General features: G+C 63.6%; 17 protein-coding genes. 7 read left to right on the top strand and 10 right to left on the bottom strand.

The window, feature by feature from the left end; all coding sequences use genetic code 11:
- The first annotated feature begins 38 nt into the window (after positions 1 to 38).
- A complete protein-coding gene (locus NCHOL11_RS02810) occupies positions 39 to 1,211 on the top strand; it encodes a glycosyltransferase (RefSeq protein ID WP_097092680.1) in 1,173 nt (390 codons plus the stop codon).
- 244 nt (positions 1,212 to 1,455) lie between these two features.
- On the opposite strand, the gene NCHOL11_RS02805 is transcribed toward NCHOL11_RS02810, so the two are convergent.
- Positions 1,456 to 3,081, bottom strand: a complete 1,626-nt coding sequence (locus NCHOL11_RS02805; protein ID WP_097090972.1) for a molybdopterin-dependent oxidoreductase — start codon at positions 3,079 to 3,081, stop codon at positions 1,456 to 1,458.
- Between the two features lie 23 nt (positions 3,082 to 3,104).
- Complete coding sequence (locus tag NCHOL11_RS02800) at positions 3,105 to 3,851, bottom strand: HAD-IIB family hydrolase (RefSeq protein ID WP_097090971.1); 747 nt, start codon at positions 3,849 to 3,851, stop codon at positions 3,105 to 3,107.
- 88 nt (positions 3,852 to 3,939) lie between these two features.
- Between NCHOL11_RS02800 and NCHOL11_RS02795 the strand changes: the two genes are divergently transcribed.
- Entirely contained in the window at positions 3,940 to 4,755 is an 816-nt protein-coding gene (locus NCHOL11_RS02795) for a phosphotransferase family protein (protein WP_097092679.1), read from the top strand.
- Here the strand turns inward: NCHOL11_RS02795 and NCHOL11_RS02790 are convergent.
- From NCHOL11_RS02790 to thiS, 7 genes are all read right to left on the bottom strand, one after another.
- Complete coding sequence (locus tag NCHOL11_RS02790) at positions 4,748 to 6,016, bottom strand: capsule biosynthesis protein (RefSeq protein ID WP_097090970.1); 1,269 nt, start codon at positions 6,014 to 6,016, stop codon at positions 4,748 to 4,750. The genes NCHOL11_RS02795 and NCHOL11_RS02790 overlap by 8 nt on opposite strands.
- Positions 6,009 to 7,601, bottom strand: a complete 1,593-nt coding sequence (locus tag NCHOL11_RS02785) for a capsular polysaccharide export protein, LipB/KpsS family (RefSeq protein ID WP_097092678.1) — start codon at positions 7,599 to 7,601, stop codon at positions 6,009 to 6,011. The genes NCHOL11_RS02790 and NCHOL11_RS02785 overlap by 8 nt, the downstream gene beginning before the upstream one ends.
- 75 nt (positions 7,602 to 7,676) lie before the next feature.
- Positions 7,677 to 8,975, bottom strand: a complete 1,299-nt coding sequence (locus NCHOL11_RS02780; RefSeq protein WP_097090969.1) for a glycosyltransferase family 4 protein — start codon at positions 8,973 to 8,975, stop codon at positions 7,677 to 7,679.
- Positions 8,976 to 9,020: 45 nt separating this feature from the next.
- The gene (locus NCHOL11_RS02775; protein WP_097090968.1) at positions 9,021 to 9,461 is read right to left on the bottom strand and encodes an HIT family protein; all 441 of its coding nucleotides are present in this window, start codon (positions 9,459 to 9,461) and stop codon (positions 9,021 to 9,023) included.
- 10 nt (positions 9,462 to 9,471) lie between these two features.
- On the bottom strand, positions 9,472 to 10,107 hold the full coding sequence (locus NCHOL11_RS02770) for a CoA transferase subunit B (protein ID WP_097090967.1): 636 nt from the start codon (positions 10,105 to 10,107) through the stop codon (positions 9,472 to 9,474).
- The gene (locus NCHOL11_RS02765; RefSeq protein ID WP_097090966.1) at positions 10,107 to 10,817 is read right to left on the bottom strand and encodes a CoA transferase subunit A; all 711 of its coding nucleotides are present in this window, start codon (positions 10,815 to 10,817) and stop codon (positions 10,107 to 10,109) included. The genes NCHOL11_RS02770 and NCHOL11_RS02765 overlap by 1 nt, the downstream gene beginning before the upstream one ends.
- A 111-nt stretch (positions 10,818 to 10,928) precedes the next feature.
- Positions 10,929 to 11,930: a sulfur carrier protein ThiS gene (gene thiS / locus NCHOL11_RS02760; RefSeq protein WP_097090965.1), complete on the bottom strand. Its 1,002-nt coding sequence runs from the start codon at positions 11,928 to 11,930 to the stop codon at positions 10,929 to 10,931.
- A gap of 122 nt (positions 11,931 to 12,052) precedes the next feature.
- On the opposite strand from thiS, the gene aroQ reads away from it, so the two are divergent.
- The 4 genes from aroQ (at position 12,053) to arsC (ending at position 14,783) form a co-directional block, all read left to right on the top strand.
- The gene (gene aroQ / locus NCHOL11_RS02755; protein WP_097090964.1) at positions 12,053 to 12,493 is read left to right on the top strand and encodes a type II 3-dehydroquinate dehydratase; all 441 of its coding nucleotides are present in this window, start codon (positions 12,053 to 12,055) and stop codon (positions 12,491 to 12,493) included.
- Positions 12,494 to 12,589: 96 nt separating this feature from the next.
- Entirely contained in the window at positions 12,590 to 13,075 is a 486-nt protein-coding gene (gene accB / locus NCHOL11_RS02750) for an acetyl-CoA carboxylase biotin carboxyl carrier protein (RefSeq protein WP_097090963.1), read from the top strand.
- Positions 13,076 to 13,089: 14 nt separating this feature from the next.
- Complete coding sequence (gene accC, locus NCHOL11_RS02745; RefSeq protein WP_097090962.1) at positions 13,090 to 14,442, top strand: acetyl-CoA carboxylase biotin carboxylase subunit; 1,353 nt, start codon at positions 13,090 to 13,092, stop codon at positions 14,440 to 14,442.
- Positions 14,439 to 14,783 carry an arsenate reductase (glutaredoxin) gene (arsC, locus tag NCHOL11_RS02740; protein WP_097090961.1) on the top strand — a complete coding sequence of 115 codons (345 nt, stop codon included), beginning with the start codon at positions 14,439 to 14,441 and terminating at the stop codon, positions 14,781 to 14,783. The genes accC and arsC overlap by 4 nt, the downstream gene beginning before the upstream one ends.
- 96 nt (positions 14,784 to 14,879) lie before the next feature.
- Here arsC and NCHOL11_RS02735 read toward each other — a convergent pair whose 3' ends face one another.
- The gene (locus NCHOL11_RS02735) at positions 14,880 to 15,656 is read right to left on the bottom strand and encodes a PIG-L deacetylase family protein (RefSeq protein ID WP_097090960.1); all 777 of its coding nucleotides are present in this window, start codon (positions 15,654 to 15,656) and stop codon (positions 14,880 to 14,882) included.
- Positions 15,657 to 16,224: 568 nt separating this feature from the next.
- Between NCHOL11_RS02735 and polA the strand changes: the two genes are divergently transcribed.
- The gene (polA, locus tag NCHOL11_RS02730) at positions 16,225 to 19,011 is read left to right on the top strand and encodes a DNA polymerase I (protein WP_097090959.1); all 2,787 of its coding nucleotides are present in this window, start codon (positions 16,225 to 16,227) and stop codon (positions 19,009 to 19,011) included.
- Positions 19,012 to 19,036 lie beyond the last annotated feature (25 nt).

Here is a 19,036-nt window from a genome sequence, read left to right as displayed (position 1 = left end):
TAACCCTCGATTAACCGCGATGCCCTATGGGAGACGGCATGACGTTGAATGTCCTCACGCTCTCGACCCTCTTTCCGGATATGAGCCGCCCCAATTTCGGGGTGTTCGTTGAGCGGCAGGCGCGGGAACTCGCCAGCCGCCCGGACGTGAATGTCACGGTCATCGCGCCCTTGGGCATCCCCATTTGGCCGATCGGCCTCGCCAATCAATATGCCCCGCTCCGCGCCTTGCCCCGCAAGGAAAGGTGGAAGGACCTGACCGTCTACCGCCCACTCTTTTCGACGATTCCGAAAATCGGCGCGCGCTACAATGTCGGCAGCATGACCCGCGCGATCCTGCCGCTGGTCCGCCATCTGCATGCGCAGCAACCCTTCGACGTGATCGACGCCAGCTTCTTCTTCCCCGACGGCCCGGTCGCGCAGCGCCTCTCGCGCGCGCTCGGCATTCCCTATTCGGTCAAGGCGCGCGGCGCGGACATTCATTATTGGGGCAAGCGGCGCGACACCCGCGCCATGGTCAAGCGCGCCGGGGCTGAGGCGGCTGGCCTGCTCGCCGTTTCCAGCGCCATGCGCCGGTCGATGGTAAAGCTCGGCATGGACGCTGCCAAGATCCGGGTCCATTATACGGGCGTCGATCTCGATCGCTTCGAAATAGCCGATCGTGCCGTCGCCAAGGATGTCCTCGGCTTTGAAGGTCCGGTCGTCCTGTGCGTCGGGGCCCTCATTCCCCGCAAGGGTCAGGATCTCCTCGTGCAGGCGCTCCCTCGGCTGCCCGGCATCACACTGCTGTTCGCTGGCCAGGGTCAATATCGCCGGTCGCTGGAAAAGCTGGCGGAGGAACTGGGCGTCGATCGCCGTATCGGCTTCCTGGGTTCAGTGCCGCATGACCGGCTGCCGCGCATCTACGCCGCCGCCGATGTAATGGCGCTGCCCTCCTCTTCCGAAGGGCTCGCCAACGCCTGGGTCGAATCGCTCGCCTGCGGCACGCCGATCGTCATTACCGATGTGGGCGGCGCGCGAGAACTGCTCGATAGGCCTGAAGCGGGCAAGATTGTCGATCGCGACCCTGAAGCCATCGCCGCTGCCATCGGCGAAATCCTGTACAATCCGCCCGAGCGCGAAGCGGTGCGCGACACGGCTCTGCGCTTCACCTGGGAAGCCAATGCCGACCTGCTGCTCCATCATCTGAAGGGCATAGCGCGTGGCGGCTGATCTCTAATTGCGCACTCCTGCGAAAGCAGGAGCCCATCCGCTAAATTTCGTCGAGCTTGACAGGCCCCTGTCTCATTTGAACTCGCGCAGGAGCAAGCCACATCTCCGCCAGAAGATGGGCGGGCATCACTCCTGCACCCCGTTTGCTCTGAGCCTGTCGAAGGGCTCTACTTCGTTTAAAAAAGAAGGCTTCGACAAGCTCAGCCCCGAGCGGATCAAGTGTTTCAGGTTATCGCACTCAACTTCAAAGCAACAACCTCGCCCTGCCATCGGGCGTCGGAAACCGCCCCTCGTCAAAGGGGATCTCGCCCCACCGCCATGGTGTCAGCTCATCATAAGCGGGGTTGGATATCGGCGCGTGCCGTCGCAGATCGAGCAGTCTGTCGCCACCATTGCGGTAGCCGGTCAGCCGCACATGCTCGCGATAGATTTCAGCAGGCCGCTCATAATGGAAAGCATCCCCCCACCCCATCGCACGCGCGATTTGGGTAAGGCTCCACCAGTCCGGCTTCGCTTCGCCCGGCAGCGGAAAGAGGCGGCGCTGGCGACTGATCAGCCGATCGGCCCCGGTCGCCGTGCCATCCTTTTCGATCCAGACGGGGGACGGCAGCGCCAAAAGGTTTCTCGCGCCAGCTTCCGGTGCCCATGGCGTCGTCATGATGACCAGCGGCACTTTGGCGAGCAGAGGCGACAGTCGATGTTCCGGAGCAAGGCCCCCGACGACCAACAGCGCCTTGATCGTCCCTCGCTCTATCGCGTCCGGCACGTCATCGCCGGACAATCCCGGCTCCTCCGCCATGTGCGGCGCGCTCCAGAAGCGCGCCGTCGAACTCAGCGCGTCGTCGGAGAAGTCGCGATGCGCCGCCAGTTGCCTGTTGCCGCATCCGACCTCTCGCGCGCCCATCGCGTTGCTGTCCCGCGCCAGTACGAACGCGGTCGCGCCGGGGCGCCCTATCCACTCCATCGACAGGTGAAGGTTGAGCACGGCCTGCATCAGGCCTGCGTCACCATCATCAAGCAACGTCACCACACGCCGTCCGGCCGCGACCAGATCATAGAAGGCGCGAACCTCACCCGCTTGCATCCCGCAGCGCCGGGCGACCGACCAGAAATCATGCCCGTGCCGCAGGCGGGCCCAGAAATCGGTGGGCACCACCACATGCCGGTCGAGATAGGCCTTGTTGACCAGCTTGCGCTCATGACAATGCAGCAGCAGTCCATTGAGCAGGACGGCTGCGCTTGCCGGCGTGATGTCCAGCCTAATGTCAGCCGGAATCACCTGCTCATCCGCTCCATCACTTAGCAGAATCAATCGCGCGCCATCTTCTTCCCGCGCAGCCTGGACCCGATCGGCCAATATGGGATGGTTGCGCAACGCCGCTTCGCCCGAAACCAGGATCAATTCCGCCCGGTCGATATCCTCATATGTTCCCGGCACCGCATCCTCGCCCAGCGCCCGGCGATAGATTTCCGCGGCAGCCCCGCCCCCGGAAGGGCAATCGATATGCGCGGAGCCGAGGAAACCCTTCATCAGCTTGTTGGCGACATAATAATCCTCGGTGAGCAGCCCGCCCGCGACGTGCATGGCGACGCAGCCCGGCCCATGACGATGCAGGACATCCTTCAATCGCCGCGCGGCTTGGCCGATCATCCGGTCCCAGCTTAGCCGCTGCCCGTTCAGCAGGGGGTGAAGCAGCCGCCCGTCCAGGGGCACCATGGCATCGATCGCACCGCTCCCCGCGCACAGCAGGCCGCTGTTGGCCGGGTGTACGGGATCGCCTCCGAAGGACAGGTCGCGCCCTTCCCCCGTCATGGCGCGCACGCCGCAGCCGACCGAACATTGGCCGCAAAGCGTTCGAACCACCGTCATCGCGCGAATTCAGCCAGCTTGCGTCATTTCTGGCAGGCAACGATCGCGGCGATGACGGACAGCGTTTCTTCCGGATCGCGCACGCGCACCGTGTCCAGCCCCAGTTCCTTGGCCGGATAGTCGTTGCCGCCGGGGAAGATCGCGTCGCCGATGAACATCATCGCATCCAGCGCGATGCCGCTCGCGTCGCGTAGCTTCTTGAGGCCATAGGCCTTGTCCACGCCTTCGCGCGTGATGTCGATCGATGTCGCGCCGCCCATGTTGATAGACAGGCCCGGCAACCGCTCCCGCAGGTCGGCCTGGATGATGCGGCGCTTGGCGAAGTCCGGGTCCCACCCTTCCTTGGCATGGATCGGTGCCTGCTGGCCCAGCGCGGAAAAGGTGATCTGGCTACCTCGATCCTCGATCCGCTCGCCCCAGGTTTCTTCCGGCACGAAACCCGTCGCCTCCAGCGCCTGATCGAAAGCCGCGAAGATCTTCTGCTTCTGCGCGTCGTCGAACAGCTCGGCATAAACCGGCGTCCAGGCTCCCTCTTGGTGCGTGTAGAGCTTCGTCCCGGTGGTCGGCATCAGCCACAGGCGCGACAGGTCGGCGCGGGTGGGCAAGCGGCTCGCCACCTGCTTGTCGAACTGCGGCCAGTCGCCTCCGGAAATCACGGCGACATGCGCCACCGTCAACAGGTCGGCCAGCGCCTCCCCCATCTCCTCGCCCAAAGGCTGCTTGCTTTCCGCCAGCGTTCCGTCGAGATCGAAAGCGATCAATTCTTTCATAGGGACAGGCTCCTGGAATTCATGCCGGCGCAGCTACCATCAATTGAGCGATCGGCAAATGCATAGAGCCAAGGAAATGACGCCGCGCATGAGGTTGAAAAGGGAAGGCGACTGGCTGCTGCTTGGCCGGGGCAAAAGCTCGGAGGTTTTCCGCATCGGAAACGGAGAGGTGGTCAAGATCTTCCATCCAGCCGTGTCGGACGAAATGATCGACCGCGAAATAACGGCGGCAACACTCGCCTCCTCCCTCGGCCTCCCCACGGCCGCGCCGCGCGCGCGCGTCGATGTGGAGGGTGAGCGCGCCCTCATCTATCCTGAAATCAGCGGCATCTCGATCGCCCTCGCCATCCGCAAGCAGCCGCTGTCAGCCGCGTCGCTGCTGCGCGAAATGGCGGGGCTTCTGCACAGCGTTCATACCCCCTCCGCCTCCGGGCTGCGCACCGTGAAGTCCGTGCTGCAAACCGACATCGACTATGGCCCGGCCCCCGAAAGGCTCAAGAGCGCCGCGAGGGATTATCTCGCGCGCCTGCCGGAGGGCAGCCAAATCCTCCACGGCGACTTCCACATCGACAACATCCTGGTCAGCGATAGCGGACTGGTGATCCTCGACTGGGCGAAAGCCGCGATCGGCGCGCCCGCCGCCGACGCCGTCCGAAGCGAGATGCTGATGCGCTTTGGCGAAGGTCCCGCCGATCCCATCACCAACATCTGGCGCGATTGGGCGGCCGGTCAGCTTGGTCACGCCTATCGCAAGCAAAGCTGCCTCACGCCTGATCAGTTGAACCAGTGGCGCCCTGTCGTCGCGCTGGCATGGCTCCGCGCGCGCCCGCCTGTCCGGGATAAAGCCTTCACGCGCTACCTGAACAAGGCCCTACGCGATGCGGGGCTCCCGATCCTCAGCTGACCCGCGCCAGGTTGATCTGCCGCACTGGCGCATCCGCCTTGCGCTCCGCCGTCACCGACCGGCCGCACAGACGCTCCACCGCATTGTTCACCAGCATGTCGAGCCCCTGATCGCTCAGCAGGCCGCCCCGAATCAGGCATCGGTCGATCAGCACGCGCCGGAATGCCGCATACAGCGTCTGGTCCGGCGCTCCTGGATCGAGCCAGAATTCGTCCAGCGGTCCCTTGTAGACGACACCCGGCACCTTGTAGACCGCATGTCCCAGCACCAGCACCGGCTTGCCCTTGTTCAGCGCCAGCGTGCCGACCGTGCTGTTGACCGTCACGACGCCCAATGACCGCCCCACCACCTGCGCGATGTCGAGGTCGGCCAGATAATAGACCCGGTCTTCCACCCCATATCGGGCCGCCAGCCTTCGCGTCAGCCGCTCCCAGGCGACCAGCCCCGAATCAAGCGGATGGCGCTTCACCAGCAGGTAAGTGCCATCGGGCGCGTAGCGGGCGAAGCTCTTGATCACGAACCGCAAGGCCGCGCGCATATTGCCGAACGGCGAATGCACCCGGATCTGGTAATCGGAATCGAGCTGCAACGGCAGGGCGAAATAGGGCTTGTCCCGAATCTTATCCCACTGCGCATGCGACAGGCGCACGTCCCGCTTGCGCAGCATCAGCTTCTTGAACCACCCCGCCGCCTCCAGCAGGAAGCTTTGCGGCCGATGCGTGCGGTAGAAGGGAAAGACCGGCCACATCATCGCAGACGCCAGCCCGTTGCGTGTCGTGTTGACGGCGCGCCTGCGGAAGGTCGAGGGGATTTGCGGCTCCCGCCCACCCTCCGGCGGCAGGCCCAATGCCTGATCCAGGAACCATTGCGGGTCGAGCGGCAGGGTCGAATTGCCGTTCACCCCATCTTCCTGCAACGTCATGAAGTCGGGCCGGATATAGCCTTCCTCCAGCACATGGACACGCAAGCCGCGCAGCCGCGCCATCTTGTGCGCCGACGCATGATAGGGGCGGCAGTCACCGTAAAGGATCAGGTCGGTGACGCCATGCTGGACGATGAAATCGTCGAAGAAAAGCGGCCAGTTGCGAAAAGTGCCGCGATAATCGGTCGCCTCCCCCGGCCAGTCGACCTTGTCCCCGCCATTGATGTTGATCCGCAGCGCCCCATGCCCACGCGCGCGCAAGGCATCGGCCAGCATCGCGAAAAAGGGTCCGTGCGGTCCCTGGAGGAAAAGGAAGGTCTTGGCTTGGCCGTCAGCCATGGAGACGCTCGGCAGACACAGTCATAAATCTTCTAATTTTCCCCTGTAGCGTCCGCATTCGGATCAGCCATGAGATTGATGACGTCGATCCACTGCCCAAACGCTCCACCATGATTTCGGGGCCGCAGGGCAGACATGTTACCGGGTCCAGGTAACGAGGATAGAGAATGAGGGCGGCCGCGACAAGCTGGTCGATGGTCAGCTTGCGCCCCCGCCGTGGATTGGGTTCCGCCAAGTCGCGCGTCAGGCCCCACCCGGCATAGAATGGCATGCCGTGCACCGTGACGGGCCGGTCGCGCAGCAACGCCTCGAACCCAGTCAGCGACGACAGGACATGCACGTCGTCCACCGCCTGCACCAACGCCATCAGCGGCGCGCCGCTGTCCAGCGCGTCGGCATGGTCATGCACCACGGCATCGCTCAAATGCCCGCGCCGCAATCCGGCCTGCACATCGGGGTGGGGTCGGTAGATGATATGGGCATCGGGTTCGGCCCGGCGAGCCCGCTTCAACAGTCCCAGATTGCCTTCGACCCCAGCGCCGCCAAGCTGCACCGAAAGGTCATCCTCCACCTGCCCGACGACCAGTACCGTGCGCTTGGCGCCAGGAAGGCTCGGCATCCGCCCCGCATCCTGCCCATATTTGGTGACGCCCGTCGCCCGGATCGTTTCGCGCAGCCGCCGCGCCCGCTCGACAAGCATTGGCGAAAAAGCATGAGTCGCCAGCAGCGTTTCCAGATCGCTCGGCCTGCCCGCATCATAATAGATGCCGGACCGATCGATGACGACAGAGCCCGGCGGCGTCAGCGCGGCCCCCAGCCCCTTCGACCGCAAGAAGCCATCCTCCACCCGCGCGACGGCAATATCCGGCGCGTCCGCCTGCAAGGAAGACGGCACTCGCGATGGCCATATCGCCAGCGCTCCCCCTTCCCGCCGTGCGCGCACCACTCCGGCACGCGGAGACAGGAATGGCGGAGACCGCACCCCATCCCACAGGAACCGCCGCATCGCTTCCCGCTTCCAGAAGGCCATGCCGCTGGCAGCGGCGATATGCCGATTGCCCTGCAAGTGGCGTCCCCACTCGGCCAGCTGCGCGATGGCTTGATCGACGCCAACCGCCTTCCCGCTGAAACAATCCCGATAGCTCGCTGCTGCCACGGCCCGCTTCGCCTCCAGCCGAAGCCGCTCCGGCGCGATGATTTCACCATCGGACCCATGCACGGCGACCCCCAGCATCCCCGCAATGATCGCCAGCTCATCGTCAGCTTTTGCATGGACAGAGCGGGCCTGCGCCACCAGCGCCCAAGGATCATATGCCTTGGCGGGCTGCCGCAGCGGCAGAATAACGGCCTCAGATCGATCAAGTCCGTCGCGGGAGAAGCAGCACCCCGCCCGCGCCACCAGCTTCACCCCGTCGCGCTGCCTGCCCCAATAGGCCCCGCCCACCCGCGCGGCCGCGATCTGTTCGATGACGCTATCCGGCACTTCATCGGGCTCGCCCGCCCGCTCGCGCAGGATGCTCACCGCCGCCACGCGCGGGGCGATTCCGGGAAAGGGCGGCGATCGCAGGAAGGGCAGCGGCGTCACTTCATCAAATCCAGTCCGCACCCGGCAGAAAAGCGATTGTTCACAAGAGTTTCATGCGCAGCCCCGGCGGGCACGTCAAGCGGGCGCGGTAGCCGTCACATCGTCCAGCAATTGCATGATGATGTCGAAATAGTCCCGCCATTGCGGCGCGCGCCATGCCTTGATGCGCGCCATCTGCGCCTCGCGTTCGGGTGAATCCGGCATGGCATAGGCCTCGATCAGGCGCATCCAGCCGAGCCCGTCCAGCGGATCGAGATAATCTGGCGCCTCGCCACCCACTTCCCGATGCGCGACGATGTCGCTGCAAATCACCGGCACGCCCACCGACAGCGCCTCTATTACGGGAATGCCGAACCCCTCCTCGAACGAAGGCATCAGCATCGCCCTTGCGCCTGCGACCAGCGCGTGCATTTCCGTGTCCGGCACGCTGCCCGCTTCAATGACATGGCCGCGCAAGATCTCGGCACGCTCCAGCATGTCGACGACATTCTCATTTTCCCAGCCACGGCGGCCGATCAGCACCAGAACCGGAGCCCGATCGCCCAGCCGCTCCACCAACCGTCGCCATAGATTGAGCAGCAGCAGGTGGTTCTTTCGCGGCTCGATCGTGGAGATATACACGAAATAGGACCGCGACGGCACATTGTGGCTTTCGCCCCCGAATATGTCCGGCGGGTCAGCGCCGAAATGCGCAACGCACAGGCTGCGCCCTTCCATGCTCCGCGTCATGAAGGGGCCAAGCGCATCGATCGTCGCCTGGCTGTTGCCGATGATCCCATCGGCATAGCGGTCGATCGTGCGTATCCGCCGCCGATGCTCTGCCGCCCCCTGCGGCCGTGCGAACTCTGGATGGGTTAGCGGGATGACATCATGCACCAGCGTTACGAAGCGCGCGCCTTCCGCACGCAGGATCGCGCCCACCTGATCCGGATCGTCCAGATGATGGGGCGAAACTTGCAGATAGACGCGAGGGCTGCGGGCGCGCGGCACCGGGCGTGGCCGCAGCGCGATCAGGTGCCGGATCACCGCCGCCCGTCCCGCAGCCTCATCCTTGACGCTACTGTTGCGCCAGCGCGCCGCGGTGAACGCCAGAAACTGCCGCACCGCCGCGCCGTTCAGGCGGCCATAATAGCCGCCCGCCGGATGCACGGCGGCAAAGGCCAGCCGCTCCGGAATCCGCTCCAGCAGTTCGCGCGCATAGACATATTCGACCCGGTCGATCCCCGTTGGCGCTGCATGGAAGCTGCGCGACAACAGGCGCGAGATGTCGAGGATGATCTCCGCCTTGCCATCGGCCGCCGCGACATAGCTCCTCGCCGGCTTCGATCGCAGCGCGAGCCGGGCACCCGGCGCCTTGAAGGGTTTCAGCGCCATGTCAGCACTTCTTCATATATCCGGCCATGGAAGGATGCGCCGGACTCAGAACTGGGCACGAATCTCTTCCGCCAGCGCTTCGAGGGCAGCGGGATCAGCGAAATTGCCCTGTGCATGAGCGGAAAAGCCCATCGGCCCGCCCTGCCAGCGTGGCACGATGTGGAAATGCAGATGAAAGACGGTCTGCCCGGCAGGCGCACCGTTGAACTGCGCGACATGGATACCGTCAGGCTTCAGCGCCTTGGCAGTCGCATTTGCGACCTTCTTCACCGTCGCCATCACCTGCGCCAGCGCCTCATCCTCGATCTCCAGGATGTTGCGCGCCTTGGACCATTTGGAAATGACCAGGCTGTGCCCCTTCGACTGTGGCTGAATGTCCAGGAACGCATAGGTATGCGCATCCTCATACAGCTTGGTCGAAGGGATCTTGCCCTGGAGGATCAGTGCAAAGACATTGCCTTCGTCATAAGTGCCTTCAAGGCTCATGTCCGGTTCCTCAGCTCAGATAATGAGCCGTGGTCTTAGCGGCGACTTCCTCCGCCGTCACGCCCGGTGCGAGTTCGATGAGCTTGAACGGGCTGCCGTGGTCAGGCCGCTGGAAGACGCAAAGGTCGGTGACGATCATGTCCACGACATTCTTGCCCGTCAGCGGCAATGTGCAGGCCGGAATGAATTTCGAGCTGCCGTCCTTGGACGTATGTTCCATGACGACGATGATCTTCTTGACGCCAGCGACCAGATCCATGGCACCGCCCATGCCCTTGATCATCTTGCCGGGGATCATCCAGTTGGCGATGTCGCCATTTTCCGCGACCTCCATCGCGCCAAGCACGGTCAGGTCGATATGCCCGCCCCGGATCATGGCGAAGCTGTCGGCGCTGGAGAAATAGACCGTGTTCGGTAGTTCGCTGATCGTCTGCTTGCCTGCGTTGATCAGGTCCGCATCCTCCTCGCCCTCATAGGGGAAGGGGCCGATGCCCAGCATGCCGTTTTCTGACTGAAGCGTCACTTCGACACCCGCCGGAATATGGTTCGCCACCAGCGTCGGGATACCGATGCCAAGGTTCACGTAGAAACCGTCCTTGAGCTCCTTCGCCGCCCGCGCGGCCATCTCGTCACGAGTCCAAGGCATCAGGCGGTCTCCCTCTGGCGAACAGTGCGGAATTCGATCTTTTTGTCGTAGGGCGCGCCGATGATCATGCGCTTCACATAAATGCCGGGCAGATGGATGCTGTCGGGGTTCAGGCTGCCGACCGGCACCACTTCCTCGACTTCGGCGACGCAGATCTTGGCGGCGGTCGCCATGGGGGCGTTGAAGTTGCGCGCAGTCTTGCGGAAGATGAGGTTGCCGCTCTCATCCGCCTTCCAGCCCTTGATGATCGACACATCGGCAAAGATGCCGCGCTCCAGGATATAATCCTGCCCGTCGAAATTCTTCACTTCCTTGCCTTCAGCGACCGCCGTGCCGACGCCCGTCTTGGTGTAGAAGCCCGGAATGCCAGCGCCGCCAGCGCGACAGCGCTCCGCCAGCGTGCCTTGGGGTGAGAACTCCACCTCCAATTCGCCGCTCAGATACTGCCGCTCGAACTCCTTGTTCTCGCCGACATAGGAGCTGATCATTTTCTTGACCTGGCGGGTGCGCAGCAGCTTGCCGAGCCCTTCGCCGTCGATCCCGGCGTTGTTGGACGCGATGGTGAGGTCCTTCACCCCCGAATCACGGATCGCGTCGATCAGGCGCTCGGGAATTCCGCAAAGCCCAAAGCCGCCCGCACAAAGATGCATGCCATCAAAGAGAAGGCCCTCCAACGCAGACGCAGCATCGGGGTACAGCTTATTGACCATCGCTTTTCCTCCTCCTGAATGCGTTTAGCCCATAAGCGGAAGCGGCCGGACGGTCAATTTGCTGCAATGGCGAAAGTGATGCGGCTCCCGCTCGGTTCGGGCGAAGGCGGATTAGATAAGGCCAGCAAGCGGGCTCGACGGATCGGCATACATGCGCTTCCCCATCCGACCTGCGCGATAAGCCATGCGCCCGGCCTCGACGCCGGCCTTCATCGCCGCCGCCATCAGCACCGGGTCCTTGGCCTCAGCGATGGCCGTGTTCATCAGCACGCCCGTGCAGCCCAATTCCATCGCCTCGGCCGCTTCGGACGCGGTGCCCACGCCAGCATCGACCAGCACCGGCAGCTTCGTGCCCTCGACGATCAGGCGGATCGTCACTCGGTTCTGAATGCCAAGGCCCGAGCCGATCGGCGCACCCAACGGCATGATCGCCACCGCGCCCGCATCTTCCAGCCGCTTGGCCGCGATCGGATCATCGACGCAATAAACCATCGGCTTGAAGCCTTCCTTGGCCAGGATTTCCGTCGCCCTCAGCGTCTCCACCATGTCGGGATAGAGCGTCCGCGCTTCGCCCAGCACCTCCAGCTTGACGAGGTCCCAGCCACCCGCCTCCCGCGCCAGCCGCAGCGTCCGGATCGCCTCTTCACCGGTATAGCAACCCGCCGTATTGGGCAGATAGGTGATCTTCCGGGGATCGATAAAGTCCGTCAGCATCGGCGCGTTCGGGTCTGACACATTCACGCGCCGCACCGCCACCGTGACGATCTCCGCCCCCGAAGCCGCGACAGCCGCCGCATTCTGCTCGAAATTTTTGTATTTTCCGGTGCCGACGATCAGCCGCGACCGGAAAGTCTTGCCCACAACGCTCCAGCTATCCTCATCGACAGCCGACACATCGCCGCCACCAACAAAATGCACGATCTCCAGATCATCGCCATCCTCGACGCACACCTGCGCCAGCGTCGACCGGGGCACGACCTCCAGGTTACGCTCAACCGCCACCTTCTCCGGCGCGAAGCCAAGCTCGCTCGCCAATTCCGCCAGCGTGATGCCTGCGCGCACGCGGCGATGGTCGCCATTGATGGTGATCGATAAGGTGCCGTCGACGTGCAATGCTCGTGTCCTGTCTTCAAATCAAAAACGTGTCTCGACTTGGCGCGACACGAAAGGCTAAGGATCAGCGCAGCATATAGGGGCGGCGCCGCCCCTGCCGCAACATGCTAAGGGGGATTGCCATGGCCGAAGCGCGGAAAATCTATGTGTTGAACGGCCCCAACCTCAACATGCTGGGCACGCGGGAGCCGGACATCTACGGCTATGACACGCTCGACGACATTGCCGAGCGGATGGAAGACGCGGCGCAGCGCGCTCATGTCGAAATCGACTTCCGCCAGTCCAATCATGAAGGCCACCTGATCGACTGGCTCCAGGAAGCGCATGAGGAAAGCGCGCATGCCATCATCCTCAACCCGGGCGGCCTCACCCACACTTCCATCGCGCTGCATGACGCGATCAAGGGTATCAGCATACCCGTGATTGAGGTTCACCTGTCGAACCCGCATGCCCGCGAGCCGTTCCGCCACAAAAGCTATGTCGGCATGGCGGCAAAGGGCACGATCGCGGGCTTCGGCGCGATGTCCTACATGCTGGCGTTGGAAGCCGCGCTGGAACTTTAAGCCGCGAGCAGTTTTGGCGCTCAAAAGTTGCGCTTTGGCCTAAATGCGCATAGGCGCGGGCATCACATAAGACATTTCACCGTCCAGGGACTTCAAATGAACGACAAGGCTGAAAAGGGCGCAATGCAGGTGGACGTGCAGCTGGTGCGGGATCTCGCCGCGCTGCTCGACGACACCAACCTGACGGAAATCGAGGTTGAGGACGGCGATCGCAAGATCCGCGTCGCGCGCAAGGCGGCCAGCGGCGGCAACGCCATCGCCTATGCCCCCGCGCCGGTCGCCGCAGCCCCGGTCGCCACTCCTGCGCCCGCCGCCGCTCCGGCCGTAGCCGCTGCGCCTGCCGTCGCTGCCAACGCCGTCCGATCGCCCATCGTCGGCACCGCCTATCTTTCGGCGGAACCGGGCGCTGCTCCCTTCGCCGCCGTGGGTGCGACCGTGAAGGCTGGCGACACTGTCCTCATCGTCGAAGCGATGAAGGTCATGAACGCCATCACCGCGCCCAACGCGGGCACGGTCAAGGCCGTGCTGGTCGATAATGGCCAGCCGGTCGAATATGACCAGCCGCTGATCGTCATCGAATAAGGGCCGCTTCACACATGGCCATCGAAAAGCTGCTGATCGCGAACCGGGGCGAAATCGCGCTCCGCATCCACCGCGCCTGCCATGAAATGGGCATCAAGACGGTGGCGGTGCACTCCACCGCCGACGCCGATGCCATGCATGTGCGCCTCGCCGACGAAGCGATCTGCATCGGCCCGCCCGCGGCCAAGGACAGCTATCTCAACATCGCCGCGATCATCTCCGCCGCCGAAATCTCCGGCGCGGATGCGATCCACCCCGGCTATGGCTTCCTCTCCGAAAACGCCCAGTTCGCGGAAATCGTGGAAGCGCATGGCCTCGCCTTCGTCGGCCCCAAGCCCGAACATATCCGCATCATGGGCGACAAGGTCGAAGCCAAGCGCACGGCAGGCGCGCTCGGCCTGCCGCTCGTTCCCGGCTCCGATGGCGCGCTGTCGACAGTCGAGGAAGCCCGCGAAGTCGCCGCCCGGATCGGCTACCCCGTCCTTATCAAGGCAGCCTCGGGCGGCGGAGGGCGCGGCATGAAGGTCGTGCCCTCCGAAGATCAGCTCGAAACGCTGATGCGCCAAGCCGGATCGGAGGCGAAGGCGGCGTTCGGCGATGACACCGTCTATATGGAAAAATATCTGGGCAATCCCCGGCATATCGAATTCCAGGTCTTCGGCGACGGCAACGGCCAGGCCATCCACCTCGGCGAGCGCGACTGCTCGCTCCAGCGCCGCCACCAGAAGGTGCTGGAGGAAGCTCCCTCCCCCGTCCTCTCCGCCGCAGAGCGCGACCGGATGGGCGAAGTCGTGCGCAAGGCGATGGCCGACATGGGCTATCGCGGCGCGGGCACGATCGAGTTCCTCTGGGAAAATGGTGAATTCTACTTCATCGAGATGAACACCCGCCTTCAGGTGGAGCATCCGGTGACGGAAATGATCACCGGCCTCGACCTCGTCCGCGAACAGATCCGCGTTGCTGAGGGCAAGCCGCTCTCCGTCGCGCAGGAAGAAATCGAGTTTCACGGCCACGCCATCGAATGCCGCATCAATGCGGAGGACCCCAAGACCTTCGCCCCCTCGCCTGGCACCGTTACCAGCTATCACGTCCCCGGCGGCATGCACGTCCGCGTCGATAGCGGCCTGTATCAGGGTTATAGGGTGCCGCCCTATTATGACAGCATGATCGGCAAGCTGATCGTCTACGGCCGCACGCGCGAAGGCTGCATCATGCGCCTCAAGCGCGCGTTGGAAGAATATGTGATCGAGGGCATGAAGACCACGATCCCGCTCCACCAGAAGCTGCTCAAGGACCCCGAATTCCTGAGCGGCGACTACACCATCAAATGGCTGGAGGAGTGGTTGGCGAAGGACGAGCAGGCGTGAAGGCCACCATCTGGCACAATCCCCGCTGCTCCAAATCGCGCGCCGCGCTTGCGATCCTTGAGGACACGCCGGGGGTAGAGGTCGATGTGGTGGAGTATCTGAAAACCTCGCCCGCCCGTGCAGAGATCGAAGCGGTGCTGGCGAAAGCAGGCGTGCGCCCTTCCGAAGCCCTCCGCAACGGCGAAGCTGTGGTAAAGGACATCGGCCTAGATGTAACGAATGACGATGCCGTCCTGGACGCCATGGCCGTCCACCCGATCCTGATCGAACGCGCGATCGTGATCACCGACAAGGGCGCAGTCATCGCCCGCCCGCCGGAACGGGTGAGCGAGGTCCTGTAAAGCATCCGTCCACCCCCTCCCGCAAGCGGGGGGCCAGCGCAACGTCCAATCGCTCAAACACCTCTAGCTTGGAAGCGCGCAAGCCTCATCCCACTCTCACAAAACCGGCCAGAACCGCTCCGCCGCCACACCTCCGCCAGTCTGCCGCGCAAACTCCCTCGTCGCTGCCCTGAAATCATCGGTGAAGCGGAAAATCACCGGAACCTGCGTCCGATAAGCTCGGATCGCATCTAGCTTCCGCTCCAACTGCTCTTCGATCCCGACCAGCTCAGGCGGCCCCAGCCGGGCCCTTACCTGTTCCAGCCTTTGGCCAAGCCCCTCGGGCGTATGGATGACATAGGGCGCATCCTCCCAAGCAAAAACCCGGTGCCCCCGTCGCGCCAGCCCCACGCCCGTCTCAAAGACGATCTGATGGTCGATGTGCGACCCGATGGCCAGCGGCACGAACACGGTCGCCGAAGGCTGCCACTCAGGCAGGCTTGTCAGCTCGTCGACAAGATGGTCGGCCAGCGCCAAGCCATTCGCGTCAATTGGCCCGAACAATTCATCGTCCGACGTGACTGTATCTCCGCGATAGATCACATCGGGCAAGCCGAGCCAGCGCACGGAGCAGCCCAGCGTCCTCGCAGCCTCCGCGTCTTCGGACCGCCGGATATCGATCACCTCCTCCGGATCGGTAAGGTTCCAGCGCGAATGCTTCCACTCGGCAAAGCTGCTGACAAGTTGCGGTACGATCTCCCCGGCGAACAAGGTGATAATGTGGCTGGACCGTCCAGCAGCCGCAATGGCGGCCACGGTTCCCCCGCAGGATAGAGCCGCATCGTCCGCATGCGGCTGGAGAAATATAGCTGGCGCGGAAGTGAGATCGAGCATGCAAAGCCTCTTAACCCTTAAGCCACGGAAATGATGCACATCTAGGGGCCGTCAGGGGAAACACGGACCTTCCCCCTCGTCCATTCAGAGGAATAGGAGGAATATCCGCGCTCGGCTTTACCGGCCCCATCCGTCATGCCAGCGCAAGCTGGCATCTCAGTCTACATCGACCGGCCTAGCCTCTCATTCGCAGCGTCCTCCAACATGGAACGGGCACACAGCGTCACGAAACAGCCACACCTCCCTGAAAAAGCATCCTATTTCTCCAACATGGCGCAATTTCACCCCTGTCCTATTTGCCGCCCGTCAGCCTATCCTCACTGCCTCTTTGAAAACGTCCGGCACATCACGCCCTCGCGCACACGCGCGCCCGCCCTCGCGCGCGCATACACTGTGAACTTCGGCGGAAATCCGCCATTTCTTCACCCTTCCCCATACGCAGGCTGCCTATTTTCCGCTCGGCCAAGGCGAATCGAAATCCCGGCAGAGGCCTGCATGATAGCGGCACCGGCCATATCGCACCCAAGCCACTGGAGCGTGCTGCCCTAACCCGCTATCCCCTGCGCCCATGGCCCAGAATCATCTCTACCTCGTCGACGGCAGCGGCTACATCTTCCGCGCCTACCACCAGCTCCCCCCGCTCACCAATCGGCACGGCCAGCCGGTCGGCGCGGTCTATGGCTACACGACGATGCTTTGGAAGCTGGCGGAGGAACTGGGCAAGGCCGAGGGACCAACCCATCTCGCGGTGGTGCTGGACAAGGGCAGCCAGACCTTCCGCAACGAAATGTACGACGCCTACAAGGCGAACCGGCCCCCGCCGCCCGAGGATCTCGTCCCCCAATTTCCGATGATCCGCGACGCGACCCGCGCCTTCTCCCTGCCGTGCATCGAGGAAGCGGGGTTCGAGGCCGACGACATCATCGCCAGCTATACGAAGGCCGCCGTCGCGGCTGGCTGGCACGTCACCATCGTCAGTTCCGACAAGGACCTGATGCAGCTCATCCAGCCCGGCGTCGACATGTACGACACCATGAAGAATGAGCGGCGCGGCGCGGACTATGTCATGACCAAGTTCGGCGTGCAGCCGGAGCAGTTGGGCGACGTCCTCGCGCTGATGGGCGACAGCGTCGACAATGTCCCCGGCATCCCCGGCATCGGCCCCAAGACCGCCGCCAAGCTCATCACCGAATATGGCAGTCTGGAAGCCGCGCTCGAAGCCGCCCCGAGCATGAAAAAGTCGAAGATGCAGGAAAACCTCATCGCCCATGCCGACATGGCCCGCCTCTCACGCAGGCTGGTAGCGTTGCACGACGGCATGGACCTGCCAGAACCTCTGGAGGACTTGACGCTCAAGGGCATTCCGCCTGAACCACTCCAGAACTTCCTGGAACATCATGGCTTCAAGTCGCTCCTGACGCGCCTCGGCGCGCCCGCCGCCGCCGTTGCCGTCGCAACCGCCGCGCTTGCTGTTACCGAAAGCACGCCGCCCGCCGCTCCGGCGCTGGAGGAAGAACCGCCGATCGACCGGAGCCTCTACGAAACGGTGGTGACGGAAGAGGCGCTCGACCGCTGGATCGCCGCTGCCCATGCCGAAGGGTTGCTCGCGATCGACACCGAAACCGACATGCTCGATTGCGTGTCCTGCGCGCTCGTCGGCGTCAGCCTTGCGGTCGGCCCAAGCGCGGCCTGCTACATTCCGGTGGGCCACGGGGGCAAGGACATGTTCGCGGAAAAGCCCGAGCAGCTGCCCAAGGACCTTGTGCTTGCAAAGCTCAAGCCGCTGCTGGAGGACGACAGCGTCCTCAAGATCGGCCAGAACCTCAAATATGACCTGACCGTCATGCGCCGCCACGGCATCGAAATCACGCCCTATGACGACACCATCGTCATGAGCTTCGACCTAGACGCCGGGCAAAGCCTGGCGGGCCACGGCATGGACGAAGCGGCAAAGGTGCACCTCAATCACACATGCATCAGCTTCAAGGATGTGTGCGGCACCGGCAAGAACCAGATCAGCTTCGCCGAAGTCCCGCTCGACAAGGCGACCGAATATGCCGCCGAGGACGCCGACGTGACGCTGCGCCTGTGGAAAATCTACAAGAGCCGCATCGCGAACGAAGGCGCAACCCGCGTCTATGAACTGGTCGACCGCCCGCTCGTCGCCGTCATCGCCAGGATGGAGCATGAAGGCATCAAGGTCGATCGCGAAGCCCTCTCCCGCCTGTCGGCCGAATTCACCGCCGAAATCGCCAAGCTGGAGGGCGAGATACACGCCATCGCGGGCCAGCCCTTCGCCATCGGATCGACGCAGCAGCTGGGCGCGATCCTGTTCGACAAGATGGGCTACAAAGGGGGCAAGAAAGGCAAGTCCGGCGCATATTCCACCGACGTCACCATCCTTGAGCAGCTGAAAGCGCAAGGCGCGGAGATCGCGGGAAAAGTGCTCGACTGGCGTCAGCTGTCGAAGCTCAAATCGACGTACACCGACGCGCTCCAGGCGCAGATCAACAAGGATTCAAGCCGCGTCCACACCAGCTACTCGCTGTCCGGCGCGCAGACCGGCCGCCTCTCCTCGACCGACCCCAATCTCCAGAACATCCCGATCCGTACCGAAGTCGGCCGGCAGATCCGCCACGCCTTCGTTGCCGAACCCGGAAATGTGATCCTCGCGGCTGACTATAGCCAGATCGAACTGCGCCTCGCCGCCCACATCGCGGACGTTCCTGCCCTCCGCGAAGCCTTCCAAGCGGGCGAGGACATTCACGCCGCGACCGCCGAGCAATTGTTCGGAGAAGTGAACCGCGACACCCGCAGCCGGGCCAAGACGATCAATTTCGCCATCCTCTACGGCATCTCCCGCTGGGGCCTTGCCGGGCGGCTGGAAATCACCGCCGACGAAGCGCAAGACATGATCAGCCGCTATTATGAGCGCTTCCCGGGCATCAGCCTCTACATCACCGACACGCTCGAGAAGGCGCGCGCGCGCGGCTACACTGAAACGCTCTTCGGGCGCAAAACCTGGTTCCCGCGTATCAAGGCGCCGATCCAGCACGAACGCCAGGGCGCCGAACGCGCCGCGATCAACGCGCCGATCCAGGGCACCAGCGCCGACATCATCAAGCGCGCAATGGTCCGCATGGGCCCAGCGCTCGCGGCTGAGGGTCTGCACAATGTGAAGATGCTGCTCCAGGTCCATGACGAACTGGTCTTCGAACTGCCCGAAGCTGATGTGGAACAGGCCAGCACCGTCATCCGTCAGGTGATGGAATCGGCAGCCGAACCGATCGTGAAGCTCAGCGTCCCTCTAGGCGTGGAAATCGGACACGGCCCCAGCTGGGGAGCGGCCCACTAGCCTAACATCGTCATCCCAGCGAAAG

Origin of the sequence: Novosphingobium sp. Chol11 (assembly GCF_900218065.1) — a bacterium.
Taxonomy (GTDB): domain Bacteria; phylum Pseudomonadota; class Alphaproteobacteria; order Sphingomonadales; family Sphingomonadaceae; genus Sphingobium; species Sphingobium agri.
The sequence above is the reverse complement of the archived record's forward strand: the minus strand, read 5'-3'. Positions and strand labels throughout refer to the sequence as shown.